This window comes from Streptomyces sp. NPDC002446, from assembly GCF_053595675.1.
Window position 1 is genome coordinate 85338 of sequence record NZ_JBSFYC010000019.1, and the last position, 14243, is coordinate 99580.

Below are 14243 nucleotides of genomic sequence, written 5' to 3' on the forward strand. Positions count from 1 at the left end.
GATCCAGGAGATGCAGGAATGGCCGGCGGACCCAATAACCGCTTTCTCGGGAAGTTTCGTGGCCGGGTGGTGGACAACAACGATCCGACGGGGCGGGGGCGGCTGATCGTCCAGGTTCCGGATGTGCTCGGCGACGAGCCGTCCACGTGGGCGCTGCCCTGTTTTCCGTTCACCGGGCCGCAGGCGGGGCAGGTGGTCGTGCCGTCGGTCGGGGCGGGTGTGTGGGTGGAGTTCGAGCAGGGCGAGCCCAGTTATCCGATATGGGTGGGGTGCTGGTACGGCAGCCGGGAGGAATTGCCGGAGGACGCGCGGACCGACCCCCCGGGGGCGCATCCGGTGGTGATGCAGACGCCCGGGAAACACAAGATCGTCATGTCGGACGTGCCCACGAACGGAATTCTGCTGCAGGCACCGGGCGGCGCCTACGTGAAGATCGATGCGGCGGGTGTCCATATCAGCAATGGGCACGGTGCGTCGATTTCGATGGTCGGAGATCAGGTCGATATCAACGAGGGCCGGTTGACGGTTCCCAAGAGGCGCTGAAAAGGAACGGGGAGGGGGCAGGACGATGGCGAGCGGGAATCTCGTGCACGGCGGCGTCGTGATCAGTTGTCCGCACGGCGGGCGGGTGGTGTCCACAGGATCCGGGGGGTCCGGAGGGTCCGGACGGTCCGGGGGCGCGCGGGGCGGTGTGCGGATCGACGGCGCGCCGGTGGCCACCGCCGCGGACCTTTTCACGGTCGGCGGATGCGCGCACAGCGTCGACGGACGTCCGCAGCCGTGCACCGGCGTCCGGTGGACGCCGGACGCCGGCTCGGACTGCGTACGCGTCGACGGGGTGCCGGTGCTGCTGGACACCGCGGCGGCGATGTGTTTCAGCGCCGGGCTGGTGCCGCAGGGCCCGCCGGTCGTGGCGTCCGTCCCTCACAGCCAGCGGGGCCACCAGGGGGTTTCCAGCCGATGAGGACCACAAGGCAGGTCCGTACCGAGATCGCGTTCCCGTTCCGGGCCGACCGGAGGGGACGGACCGCGCATGCGGACCACGACGACCATGTGCGGGATCTGATCGAGCAGTTGCTGTTCACCAGTCCCGGTGAGCGGGTGATGCGGCCGGACTTCGGGTGCGGGCTGCTGGAGCTCGTCTTCACGCCGAACAGCCCGGAGCTGGTGTCGGCGCTGGAGCTGTCCGTGCAGGCGTCGCTGCAGCGGTGGCTGGGGGACCTCATCGAGGTCGAGTCGCTGGACGTGGTGAGCGAGGAGAACGTCGTACGGGTCCATCTGCGCTATGTGGTGCGCTCCACCGAGAGCCGGCGCGACGAGGTGTTCGAGGGACGGGGCGAGGGATGAGTGAACAGCACGGCGTGGCCGCCGAGTTGACCTGCCGCGGCGACGGGCGTCGCGGACGCGTCAGGGCGGCGCGTCTCAACGGCGTCGACGCGGTGGAGGCCGCCGACGACGGGGTGACGCTGACCGTCACCTTTCTCGGCAAGGCGCCGCACGGACTGGGACCGCAGAACGTCCGCATCGACGGCGGGCGCCGGATCACCGGGCTTAAGGCCCTGGAGGTCCGCGTCGAGCGGGAGGAGGACCCCGAGCTCGACGACCGGCTGCTGGTGACGCTGGACCGGACCGGGGACACCACCCGCTACCGGCTCTCCCTCGTCGAGGCCGATCCGTACGGCCGGCCGGGCACCGAACCGTACGAGGGCTTCGACCAGCGGTACTTCAGCCAGGACTTCTCCTTCCGGCCCGACTGCCCCAGCCCCTTCGACTGCGGCGAAGAGCCCTGTGCCGGGGACCCGGGCGCGGGCGGCCACCCGGACACCTTCCCGCCGGCCCCCGTCATCGACTACACCGCCCGCGACTACGACACCCTGCGCCGGCTCGTCCTGGACCGGCTGCGGCTGACCACCCCCGACTGGGTCGAACGCAACCCGGCGGACCTGGGGACGACGCTGGTCGAGATGCTCGCCCACACCGCCGACCAGATCAGCTACCAGCAGGACGCGGTGGCCACGGAGGCGTATCTCGACACGGCGCGGCGGCGGGTGTCGGTACGGCGGCACGTACGGCTCATCGACTATCCGATGCACGACGGGTGCAGTGCGCGGGCCTTCGTGTCCGTGGAGGCCGCGGACGAACTCACGCTCCTTGCGGGCGAGTTCCGGTTCGCGGCCGTCGACACCAGGACGTACGGCCCGCGCGACCGGCCGGAGGCCGGCACCGTCATCGACGACCGGGACCTGGCGGTGCTCGACGAGCGCGGCGCGGTGGAGGTCTTCGAGCCGGTCCTGCGGGACGCGCCGCTGCGCCTGCTCCCCCAGCACAACGCCATCCGGCTGTGGACCTGGGGCGGGGAGGTCTGCGCCCTGCCCAAGGGGGCCACCGGCGCGACGCTGCGGGACGAGTGGGCCGACGACGGCTGCGAACGCCGCGCGCTGCGCCTGTCCCCCGGTGATCTGCTGCTGTTCGAGGAGGTCAAGGGGCCGCGGACGGGCACGCCCGGCGACCAGGACCCCACCCACCGGCAGACGGTGCGGCTGACGTCCGTCACCCCGGCCGTGGACCGGCTCGACGACCAGCCGGTACTGGAGGTCACCTGGGCGCCGCAGGACGCGCTGGCCTTCGAGCTGCGCCTGTCGACGCGCGGCGGACCCCACTGCGCGGTCGTCGAGGACGTCAGCGTGGCCCGCGGGAACGTCGTACTGGTCGACCACGGGCGGTCGCTGACCTTCGGGGCGGCCGCCGACGAAACCGGACCCGAGACGGTCACCGTCCCGCCCGTCCCCGCCGTCCTGCGCCCGTGCGAGCCGCCGGCCTTCGGCTGCGGCGACCGCGAGGGCAGCGGCAACGCCCCCGCGCGCACCCTCAACGCCCTGCTGGAGAAGACCGCTTGCCACACGCCGCTCACCCCCGGCGACATCCGTGCGCTGTTCACCGCCGTCGGCCGGGAGGCGGCCGCACGGGCCGGGCTCGGGCTGGAGCTGGCCGGGCAGCGGCGCGAGAAGGTCGTCCCCGGCACCGTGCACGCGCAGGCCGAGGCGCTGCGCACGCTCCTCGCACAGTCCGTCTACCCGGGCATCGCGCCGCGCTTCCGGCCGGTGCTCCAGCGCTCCCCCGTCGCCCAGACGGTGCCCTTCCCGCAGCCCGCGCACGTGGCCGCGGGGCAGGCCGGCCGGCTGGCGGGCATACCGGAACGGGTGCGGGCGCGGCTGGTGGAGCTGTGGCGCAGCGCCCGGGACCACGACGGGCTGTCGGACGGTGAAATCGCCGAGCTGGCCGTGGTCTTCGGCCTCAGGACCCTCGAACGGTTCGAGCTGCGCCGCCATCCCGTACGGGCACTGCGCGATTTGCTGCACCGCCGCGACCGGCTGCTGGCCGCCAAGCTGCGCCGCCTGGCGGTGCTGACCGCGCGAGCCGGGGCGGGCACGGTCCTGGACGGGCGGACCGCCTGGGAGATCGCGCACAGCTGGGGCCCGGCGTACGCGGCGGGGCTCGATCCCCACGAGCCGGTGCTGCACGGCCCGGCCGCCGACGCCCTGCGGCCCGATCCGCGCGCCGCGCTGCCCGCCGTACGCGTCCAGGACGACGGCGGTGACTGGCTGCCGCGCCGCGATCTGCTCGGCAGCGGCCCGCGCGAGCGGCACTTCGTCGGCGAGCTGGAGGACGGGGGCACCTCCGGCAGCGGGGGCGGGCGGATCGCGCTGCGCTTCGGCGACGGCCGGTACGGTGCCCGGCCCGAGCCCGGCAGCCGGCTGACGCTCCACTACCGGCTGGGCGGCGGCACGGCGGGCAACGTCGGCGCCGAGGCGATCAACCACCTCGTCCTGAGCCGGGACCCGCAGGCCTCCGGCGCCGCCGACCCGATGCCGGTGGCCGGTGTGCGCAACCCGCTGCCCGCCACCGGCGGCATGGCACCGGAGCCCGTCGAGCAGGTGCGGCAGCTCGCGCCGCTGGACCTCAAACGGACCCGGCTGCGGGCCGTGACCGCCGCCGACTACGCGGAACTCGCCTCGGCGCTGCCCGGCGTACAGCGTGCCGCGGCCGAGATCCGCTGGACCGGCAGCGTCCAGGAGGCGCATATCGCCATCGACGCGGCGGGGACCGGCGAGCCGGGCCCCGCGCTGCTGGACTCGGTCGCCCACGCGCTGGAGAGCTACCGGCGCATCGGGCACGACCTGGTCGTGGCGCCGGCCCGGACGGTGCCGGTGGACCTGGCCGTCGAGGTGTGCGCCGAGCCGGGGCACCAACACGGGCAGATCGCGGCCGAGTTGACGCGCGTACTGGGCAACGGCCGGCTGCCGGGCGGCGGCCTCGGCTTCTTCCACCCGGACGCGCTGACGTTCGGCGAACCGGTGCGGCTGAGCCGTCTGACCGCGGTGGCCGCGGCCGTCCCCGGTGTGCGCAGCGTACGGGTGACCCGGCTGCAACGGCTCTTCTCTCAGGAACACACGGACAACAGAGCACTGGAGGACGGTGTGCTGCGGCTCGGTCCGCTGGAGATCGCGGTGTGCGACAACGACCCGGAGCGGCCGGAGAACGGCCGCCTGGCGATCCGGCTCGCGGGAACCCAGGAGCACGGAGGTACCCGATGAACGCGTCGAACTGCGGATGCGGCTGCACGGGCCGGGGCGGCCACGACGAGCGCCGCGCCCCCGACGCCCTCTACAACCCGCCGGGCCGCACCGCCCTGCACTACCGCGTCGGCGACCACGGCACGTTCCTCGCCGCGATGCTCGACCGGCTCGCCTCACCGGCCTACCCGGCGCTGCGCGGCCTGACCGTGCGGACAACGGACGACCCGGCGATCGGGCTGCTGGACGCCTGGGCGGTGCTCGGTGACGCGCTGACCTTCCACAGCGAACGGATCGCCGACGAGGGCTATCTGCGGACCGCCAACGAACACCGGTCGCTGGCGCTGCTCGGGCGGCTGGTCGGACACCGGCCGCGGCCCGGTGTCGCCGCCGACACCCACCTCGCGTACACCCTCGACAAGGACCCGCACGAGCCGTATGGGGGCACCTCCCTGCTCGAGCGGAGCCGAGAGCTTGGGGGACTGCCGGTGGTCATCCCGCGCGGGGCGCGCAGCCACAGCGTGCCCGCCGCCACCGGCGAGGAGTCGCAGACCTTCGAGACGGCGGAGGATCTGACGGCGCGCTGGGCCTTCAACGACCTGAAGGTGCGCCGGCGGCGGCCGGCCCTGCTGGTCCCCGAGGACCTGGCGAAGCGGTCGGAACTGTTCGTCGCGGGCACGTCGGCGTCGCTGCAGACCGGCGACCAGCTGCTCTTCGACTTCGGCGGGGACCGCCAGCTGCTGCTGCCGGTCGCGAAGGTGCGCATCGACCGGGACGAGGACCTCACCGCGATCGGCCTGCCACGGTCCGCGCCGCCCACCCTCAAGGAGCTGGTCGACGAGCTGCGGCAGTGGATCACCGAGCCGCAGGACGACGGCGACCCGGATGACCCCGACGAGCCGGGGCCGCCCACCCCCCGGACGCCGAACCCGCGGCCCGTCAGCAAACTGATCGAGACCTTCGACCGCCAGGTGCTGGCCCCGCTGCGCAAGGACCTCGACGGGGAGGCCGGCACCTCCCCCGCCGCGTTCGCCGAGCGGCTCGCCGGGCCCCATGAGCACCTGGCCGAGGCGCAGGCGCTGGCCGCGCCGTACGAGGAGGTCGCGGCCTGGTTCGAGCAGCTGGAGGCGGTCGTCGGCGAACTGCGGGAACGGGCCGGGGACCTGGACCCGGCGCCCGCGGTGCCCGGCGGGCCGCAGCCGAAGACGGCGTCCGGCGCGGCCCAGCGGGCCTCGGCCCAGGGGGCGTCGGCGCTGGCGGCCCTCCACGCCGTGCTGCCCGCCCTGCGTACCCGCGTCGTCCGTCCGCCGTCCGGCACCCGCACCGGGCACGGCGCCGCCGGCGGGGCCTTCACGTCCGGCTCGGATCTGCCGGCGCGGCTGCTCGCCGCGCTGGATCCGCGGCTCGCGGACGGCATGTACGCGGCGTGGCGGCAGGCCGCGCCGCACGCCCCCGCCGCGCTGCGCGCACTGCTGGCGATGCGGGTGACCGCCGCGCCCTTCGGGGCGACGGCGCCGCTGCAGCCCGTACAGGACGACCGGGGCCGGGTCATCCGGCAGTCGGACTGGCCGCTCACCGGCGGCGCGCTGACCGGCATGCGGGTCGTGTTCGACACGGCCGGGAAGGTGCCGGTGAGAGCGGAGTTCCAGCACATCGAACAGACCGGCACCTCGGTGCAGCGCGCCGTGAACCTGCCCTCCGACGAGCCCTTCGACCTCGGCCCCGGCCGCGTCGAACTGTCCACCCGCACCGGCCAGGACCACGATCTGAGCTGGCTGGGCCGCCGCCCCACCGACTCCCAGGAGTCCGGCGTCACCGCCCGGCTGCTGCCCGGCCTGCCCGAACGCACCCTGTTCGTGGCGCGCCCGGACGAGGAGGGCCGGATCGAGGTCGCGGTGCACAACGGCGAGACGAAGACCTGGCACCTCAGGCCGGGCGAGCAGCGGCAGGTCAGGCACGGCGCGTACGAGGTGACGGTGCGCCGCACGCCGGGCAGTGAGCCGCCCGCCGTGGAGATCGGCATCGCCACGGTCCCCGGGCCCGCAGGCCGCCACGTACTGCCGCTGGATTCGGTGCAGGACGGCATCACGGTCGGCAGCTGGGTCGTCGTACGGCGTCCCCGCAAGGGCGCGGGCGGCGACGACGGCATCCCGGGCGACCGGAGGCTGGCGTCCGTCACCACCCGGGTGACGGCCCTGCGCACCGCCGCCTACACCCGCTTCGGCATCACGGGCCGCGGCACCGAGCTGACGCTGGCCGACCCCTGGCTGGACGAGCACGACGTGGTGCTCTCCGCGATCCGGGACACGACCGTGTACGCGGGCGGCGAGGCGCTGCGGACGGCGGACGAGCCGCTGGGCGAGGACGTGCACGGCAACGAGCTGGAACTGGCCGAGCTCCACGACGGGCTGCAGCCCGGCCGCCGCCTCCTCGTCTCCGGTGAACGCACCGACCTCCCCGGCTCCGCCGGGCTGCGCGCCACCGAACTCGCCGTGATCGCCGCGGTCGACCAGCGGCTGGACCCGGACCTGCCGGGCGATCATGTGCACACCGTGCTCACCCTCACCGCCGACCTCGCCCACCGGTACCGGCGCGACACCGTCCGCATCCAGGGCAACGTCGTACCGGCCACCCACGGCGAGAGCCGCGACGAGCCGATCGGCAGCGGCGACGCCGCCCGCACCCACCAGACGTTCGCGCTGTGGCAGTCACCGCTGACCTGGCTGCCGGACGACAACGAGCTGGGCGCCACCCCGGAGCTGGAGGTGCGGGTCGACGGCCTGCTGTGGCACGCGGTGGACAGCCTGGCCGGGCGCGGGCCCCGGGAGCGGGTGTATGTGCGCGGGACGACGGGCGACGGCCGCACGACGGTCACGTTCGGGGACGGGGTGCACGGCGCCCGGCTGCCGAGCGGGCACGACAACGTGCGGGCCCGCTACCGCTTCGGCACCGGCCGGGCCGCGAACGTCGCCGCGATGCGCATCACCCAGGCGGTCACCCGGCCGCTCGGCGTCACCGGCGTCACCAACCCGCAGCCCGCGAGCGGCGGCGCGGACGCCGACGGCCCCGGCCTGACCCGGCGCACCGTCCCGCTGGCGGTCTCCGCCCTGGACCGGCTGGTCTCCCTCGCCGACTACGAGGACTTCGCCCGCTCACGCGCCGGCATCGGCCGGGCCTCGGCCCGCGAACTGTTCGACGGGCGGCGCCGGGTGCTGCATGTGACGGTGGCCGGGGTGGACGACGTCCCGATCGCGCCGGACGCCAAGGTGCTGCGGACGCTGCGGTCCGCCCTCGCCGAGTACGGCGACGCCCGCCTGCCGGTCCACGTCGCGGTGCGCGAGCCGGTGCTGCTGCTGTGCGCCGCGAAGGTGAAGGTGGCCGCCGACCACGCGTGGCCGCTGGTCGAGCCGCGGCTGCGGCGGGCCCTGCTGGATCGCCTGGGCTACGACGGGCGGGAGCTGGGGCAGAGCGCGCACCTGTCGGAGGTGCTGGCGGCGGCCCAGTCCGTACCGGGCGTCGACCATGTGGACGTCGACACCTTCACGGGCGTCCCGGCGTCCGCCACCCCCGCCGAACTCGCCGCACTGGCAGCCGAGTTCACCGACGGGCCACGGCCGTCGGTGCCGTCCAGGCCCGCCACGTACGACGAGCGGATCCACGAGGTGGCCGACGGCGGCGGACAGACCCTCACCGCCATCGCCCGGCGCCACGGCATCACGCTGGCCGAACTGCTGCGCCTCAACCCCGACCTCACCGACACCCGGCCGCTGGCGAAGGGCCGCGCGGTATGTGTCTTCCGCGGCATCCGGCCGGCGCAGCTCGCGCTGTTCTCGCCGCAGGTCCCCGACACCCTGATCCTCACGGAGGTGACCCGATGAACACGGCCAGGGAGCCGGACGGGCTCGCGGAGCTGCTTCCGCAGTGGCACCGGCTGCGCGACGCGGAGGAGGGCGAGCCGCTGCGCGCGCTGCTGGCCGTGATCGCCGAGCAGGTGGACCGGGTGCGCGACGGCGTCGCCCAGCAGTACGACGACTGGTTCGTGGAGAGCGCCGCCGAGTGGGTGCTGCCCTACCTCGGCGACCTGGTCGGCTACCGCCCCCTGCCGGGCTACGAGCGGGTACTGGCGACCGGGCTGCGCGACGGCGGGCTGCCGGACTCCTCACGGCGGCGGCTGGCCGAGGCGCTGGCGCCGCGCCGCGATGTGGCGGCGACGGTCGGCTACCGGCGGCGCAAGGGCACCCTGGCGCTGCTGGAGGAACTGTCGCAGTCGGTCGCGGGCTGGCCGGCGCGGGCGGTGGAGTTCTCCCGGCTCCTCGCGCACCAGCAGCCGGTGAAGCTCTACGGGTCGGGCACCGCGGCCGTCAACGAGCGGCGGCACGGGCGCGGCCGGCTGGCGGACCTGCGCGACGGCGCTGCGCTCGACCTGGCCGGCGGGCCGTTCGGCACCATCGCCCGCTCGGTGGACGTCCGGCGCGCCGACTCCACCCGCACCCAGGGCGGCTACACCCCGGCCGGCGTCGGACTGTTCGTATGGCGGCTGCGGCCCTACTCAGTGACCCGGGCGCCCGCGTACTGCATCGACCGGGCCCGCAACCTCTACACCTTCTCGATCCTCGGCAACGACACGCCGCTGGTGACCCGCCCGGAGCCGGAGCCGTCCGCGACGCACCTCGCCACCCTCGACAACGTGCCGGCCGCCATCCGGCGCCGGCAGCTGCACGACCGGCCCGCCGACTACTACGGGCCGGGCAAGAGCTTCACCATCCGCCGCGACGACGAGGACACGCCCGTCCCGCCCGCCGACATCGTCGTCGCCGACCTCAGCCACTGGCGCTACCGGCCCAAGCGCGGGCAGATCGCCGTCGACCCGGAGCTCGGCCGGATCGCGTTCGGCGCGCGCTGCGCCCCCCGGCAGGGCGTATGGGTGGACTACCACTACGGGTTCGGGGACGAGCTGGGCGGCGGCGAGTACCCGCGCGAGAGGGAGACCGCTGCCGGCGCCGCCGTCTACCGGGTCGGGCCGGGCCAGGCCTTCCAGCGGATCATGGACGCGTACGGGGCGTGGCAGCACGACCGGCGCTCCGGGCACTGCGGCCCCGAGGGCATCATCGAGATCACCCACAGCGGCGCCTACCAGGAGCAGCTCGACTTCGACCTGGACCCCGGCGACCGGCTGGAGCTGCGCGCCGCCGAGGGCACCCGGCCCGTCATCCGCCTCCTCGACTGGTACAGCAACCGGCCCGACGCGCTCAACATCCGGGCCCGGGAGGCCGATTGCCCGGCCGGCGAGCGGCCGCGGATGGTCCTCGACGGGCTGCTGGTCACCGGGCGCGGGCTGAACGTCACCGGCCCGATGGGCGCGCTGGTGCTGCGGCACTGCACGCTGGTGCCGGGCTGGTCCCTGGAGCCGGAGTGCGCTCCGCACTCCCCCGAGGAGCCGAGCCTGGTCCTGGACCGGACGACCGCCTGCGTGGAGATCGACCGGACGATCCTGGGCACCATCGAGGTGATCGGCGACGAGGTGGGCACCGATCCGCTGCCCATCCAGCTGCGCGACAGCATCCTGGACGCCACCGGCCCCGACCGTGCGGCACTGTCCGCACCGGACTGCCGGCATGCGCACGCGGTGCTGTACGCGCACCGCAGCACGGTCCTCGGCGAGGTCCACACCCACGCGGTGCAGCTCGCCGAGAACAGCGTCTTCACCGGACGGCTGCACGTCGCCCGGCGCGGCACGGGCTGCCTGCGCTTTTGCTACGTACCGCCGGGCTCGCGCACCCCGCGCCGCCACCGCTGCCAGCCGGACCTCGCGGGCCCCGGTGGAGCCGCGCGGGTCCGTCCGCTGCTGCGCGGCGAGCGCTACGGCACACCCTGGTACGGGCAGTTGGCGTCGGCCTGCGCACCGCAGATCCGGCGCGGCGCGGAGGACGGCGCCGAGATGGGCGCGTACCACGACCTGTACCAGCCGCAGCGCGAGGACAGTCTGCGGGCCCGGCTGGCGGAGTACACACCGGCGGGCAGCGATGCGGGGGTGGTGTTCGTGACATGAGCCGGCCGCCCGTCCGTGACGTGAACCGCCCGCGCCCCGCGCGCCGTTGCAGCGGCCCGACCGCCGACCTTCCGAACATCCCGTACGAGGGGGACCCCACCCATGCACGCTGATCTCTCGCGCCTCACCCACCGGCCGGAGCGCCGCTACTCCGCGGTGCTCGCCCAGCAGGGCCGCGTCCAGCTGGACGCGGACGCCAACGAGCAGACCGCGATCCAGCTGTTCCAGGCCCGTACCCTCGCCGCCGACCTGATCGGCGCGCACGGCGGCCCCAGCGGCGCCACCGGCTTCAAGATCACCCTGCGCGGCGGCAGCCGCGAACTGGACGACCTGATCATCGGCGGCGGCCGCTACTACGTCGACGGCATCCTGTGCGACGCCACCCGCCCGCAGCCCGGCGCGCCGGTACCCGCACACGGCACGGACGGCGACGACGGCCAGGACGGCCCCGCCGACCGGGACGAGCCGGGCAGCCAGGGCGCGGGCGAACCGGCCGCGCCGCCCACCACCTGGACGTACTGGGACCAGCCCGACGGGTTCCGCGACCCGGAGCGGCCCGGCGACCGGCTGCCCAGCGCCTTCCCGTACCTGGCGTATCTGAAGGTGTGGGAGCGGGTCGTCACCGCCGCCGAGGACCCGGCGCTGCGCGAAGTGGCGCTGGGCCCGGCGATGCCGGACACCGCGGCCCGTACGAAGGTGGTGTGGCAGGTGCTGCCGCTGCCCGCGGAGAAACTGGGCCTCACCGACCACACCCCGCCGGCCGAGGACGTCCGCAAGGCCTTCGCCGAGTGGGCGCGCAAGGAGGCCGCCCCCGCCTCCCGGCTGGCGGCACGCAGCGAACGCCCGGACCACGCGGACGACGAGCCCTGCCTGGTCGCCCCGGACGCCCGCTACCGGGGACCGGAGAACCAGCTCTACCGGGTCGAGGTGCACGACGCCGGCAGCGCCAAGGACGCCACCTTCAAATGGTCCCGAGAGAACGGCTCGGTCACCTTCCCGGTCGACGAACTCGACGGCACCTGGGTCGAGCTGGCGTCACTGGGCAGCGACGACAAGCTGGATCTGAACGTCGGCGACCGCGTCGAGTTCGTCGACACCGCCTACACCAGCCGGGGCGAGGCGGCGCCGCTGCTGCGGGTGGAGGAGGTCGACCTGCCGGGCCGCCGGGTGCGGCTGTCCGACGAGCCGGCGCCCGGCGTCGGCCGGCGCCCGGAACTCCATCCGTTCCTGCGCCGCTGGGACCACCACGAGGGCACCCGCCAAACCGTCCGGCGCGGCGGGCCGGCCGGGCGGCTCAGGCACGGTGCGCTGCCGGTCGAGGAGGGCCGCTGGCTGCCGCTGGAGGACGGCGTCGAGGTGTACTTCGCGCCCGGCGGCCGCTACCGCACCGGCGACTTCTGGCTGATCCCGGCCCGTACCGCCACCGGCGGGGTGGAGTGGCCGGCGGACGCGGCGCGCCGGCCGCTGCTGGAGCCGCCGTCCGGCATCGCGGTGCACTTCGCGCCGCTGGCGTGGGTGGCGGGCGAGCAGGCCGAACCCGATCTGCGCCTGGCGTTCCGTCCGCTGGCGGCGGCCATCCCGGCCGCGGACGACGCGGAGCTGGCCGCCGAGGCCGAGGCGCGGGCGGAGGAGCAGGCGGGCGGCGCCGGGTACGACACGTCCGGCACCGGGTACGACGCGCCGGGCGCGGGCGGCGACGCGGCGCAGCCCGCGCGGAGCAGGTCGCAGACCACCGCGGCGGCCGAAGCCGCGGTCGACGAGGGCGGAGCCGGCTGATGGCCACCCCCCTGACCGCGAGCCGGCTGCTGCAGGCGCTGCGCGAGGAGGGCCTGGTCGTCCACGAGGTCCGCAACTGGCGTAAGCACCACCGCAACACCAAGGGCAGATGGGGCCCGATGCACGGGGTGATGATCCATCACACCGCCACCGACGGCATCAAGGACTCGGTCGACCTGTGCTACGACGGACACCCCGACCTGCCCGGGCCGCTCTGCCACGGCGTGATCGACAAACGGGGCGAGATCCACCTCGTCGGCAACGGCCGCGCCAACCACGCCGGCCTCGGCGACCGCGACGTCCTGGAAGCGGTCATCAACGAGGCACCCGAACTACCGGCGGACAACGCCAAGGACACCGACGGCAACCGGCACTTCTACGGCTTCGAATGCATCAACCTCGGCGACGGCCACGACCCGTGGCCCCCCGAGCAACGCCTCGCCATCGAGAAGGCATCGGCGGCGATCTGCCGCGCCCACGGCTGGACCGAACGCTCGGTGATCGCCCACAAGGAGTGGCGCCCGGGCAAGATCGACCCCCGCGGCTTCACGATGGACGAACTACGGGCCCGCATCAAGCAGCGCCTGTCGAGGGCCCCGGAGGCGACGGGGGCGATGGGGGCGATGGGGGCGACGGACGGTCCGCAGGGGGCGGCGGGCGGTCCGCAGGGGCCGGTGGGGGCGGGGGACGGGGGGCCGGGTGGGGCGGGTGGCTCGGGTGGTTCGGATGGTTCGGGTGGCCCGAGTGGTTCGGGAGGCTGGGACAGCGGGGCCGGTGACGGGACCGGGCGGCGGGTGCCGGTACCGCCCGCACCGCCTGTACCGCCTGTACCGCCCGCATCACCCGCATCACCCGCATCACCCGCATCACCCGCATCACCCGCACCGCAGCATCCGCCCTACGAGCCGTTCCCCGGCCGCGACTTCTTCCGGCCGGAGACGTCCGACCCGCTGATCGCGGCGATGGGCGAGCGGCTGACGGCCGAGGGCTGCGGCCACTACAAGGGCCGCCCGCAACCACAGTGGAGCGAGGCACACCGCAAGTCGTACGCCTCCTGGCAACGCAAACTCGGCTTCCGCGGCAAGGACGCGGACGGCATCCCGGGCCGAGTCAGCTGGGACCGCTTACGGGTGCTGCGGGCGTCGGGGGCGGGCGAGTCGTAGGGCCGGAGGCGGGGACGGGAGCACCGTCGGGCCGGGGGCCGGGGGCTGGATGCCGTAGCAGGTCTGGATGCTGTGCTTGCCGTGCTCGGGTACCCCAGTAGGCCCGGGTCCCGCACCCGGTGCCCCACTCAGGTGCCCCACCCCGGTTCCCCACCCCGGTTCCCCACCCACTGGTTGTCCTTACCTGGTGCACCGCGGGAATACCCCTCCGGACCCACCACGTTGTGGCCCGCAAGGGGCGCCCGCATCCCCTACGGGATGTGTGCGACCGCCCCCTAGGGCCCCGCGCCCCACCCGCCCCCGCGCCCGGCGCACTCTCGGGCATGGACGCACCAAAGCCGGGCGGCCCTCCCCCACAGAGGTCCGCCCGGCTGTTCATGGGTGGTGCGTCGTCGGCCGCCGCCGCGGCCGACGAGCCGGTGATGTCAGGCTGCGGCTCAGACGCCCTGGACCGGGAGGGTCGGGACGGCCGGCTGGGCCGGGAGGGCCGGCAGCGCCGGGATGTTGGCGGCGTTGGTGAGGTCGGCGAGGTCCGCGGGCACGGCCGGAACGGCAACCGCGTCGGTCAGGTTCGCCGGAACGGCAGGCACGGCCGGAACGGCAACCGCGTCGGTCAGGTTCGCCGGAACGGCAGGCACGGCCGGAACGGCAACCGCGTCGGTCAGGTTCGCCGGAACGGCA

At 74.8% G+C, this 14243-nt stretch carries 8 protein-coding genes and 2 pseudogenes; 9 read left to right on the forward strand and 1 reads right to left on the reverse strand.

What is annotated here, in order from left to right; genetic code table 11:
- Positions 1 to 18 precede the first annotated feature (18 nt).
- From ACWD6P_RS14070 to ACWD6P_RS14110, 9 genes and pseudogenes are all read left to right on the forward strand, one after another.
- Positions 19 to 543, forward strand: a complete 525-nt coding sequence (locus tag ACWD6P_RS14070; protein WP_451444327.1) for a phage baseplate assembly protein V — start codon at positions 19 to 21, stop codon at positions 541 to 543.
- A gap of 148 nt (positions 544 to 691) precedes the next feature.
- On the forward strand, positions 692 to 964 hold the full coding sequence (locus tag ACWD6P_RS14075) for a hypothetical protein (protein WP_451444328.1): 273 nt from the start codon (positions 692 to 694) through the stop codon (positions 962 to 964).
- Positions 961 to 1347 (forward strand): GPW/gp25 family protein, encoded by a 387-nt coding sequence (locus ACWD6P_RS14080; protein WP_451444329.1) that lies wholly within the window; start codon positions 961 to 963, stop codon positions 1345 to 1347. Before ACWD6P_RS14075 ends, ACWD6P_RS14080 begins: the two co-directional genes overlap by 4 nt.
- A complete protein-coding gene (locus tag ACWD6P_RS14085) occupies positions 1344 to 4595 on the forward strand; it encodes a putative baseplate assembly protein (protein WP_451444330.1) in 3252 nt (1083 codons plus the stop codon). Before ACWD6P_RS14080 ends, ACWD6P_RS14085 begins: the two co-directional genes overlap by 4 nt.
- Complete coding sequence (locus ACWD6P_RS14090; protein ID WP_451444331.1) at positions 4592 to 8452, forward strand: putative baseplate assembly protein; 3861 nt, start codon at positions 4592 to 4594, stop codon at positions 8450 to 8452. Before ACWD6P_RS14085 ends, ACWD6P_RS14090 begins: the two co-directional genes overlap by 4 nt.
- Complete coding sequence (locus ACWD6P_RS14095) at positions 8449 to 10623, forward strand: hypothetical protein (protein WP_451444332.1); 2175 nt, start codon at positions 8449 to 8451, stop codon at positions 10621 to 10623. Before ACWD6P_RS14090 ends, ACWD6P_RS14095 begins: the two co-directional genes overlap by 4 nt.
- Before the next feature lie 102 nt (positions 10624 to 10725).
- Positions 10726 to 12399, forward strand: coding sequence for a DUF6519 domain-containing protein (locus ACWD6P_RS14100; protein ID WP_451444333.1), 1674 nt, complete (start codon positions 10726 to 10728; stop codon positions 12397 to 12399).
- Positions 12399 to 13001 (forward strand): annotated as a pseudogene (locus ACWD6P_RS14105) (N-acetylmuramoyl-L-alanine amidase); the annotation flags it as partial. The gene ACWD6P_RS14100 and the pseudogene ACWD6P_RS14105, both read left to right, overlap by 1 nt.
- Before the next feature lie 21 nt (positions 13002 to 13022).
- Complete coding sequence (locus tag ACWD6P_RS14110) at positions 13023 to 13562, forward strand: peptidoglycan-binding protein (protein ID WP_451444348.1); 540 nt, start codon at positions 13023 to 13025, stop codon at positions 13560 to 13562.
- A gap of 437 nt (positions 13563 to 13999) precedes the next feature.
- Here ACWD6P_RS14110 and ACWD6P_RS14115 read toward each other — a convergent pair.
- Positions 14000 to 14243 (reverse strand): annotated as a pseudogene (locus ACWD6P_RS14115) (hypothetical protein); the annotation flags it as partial.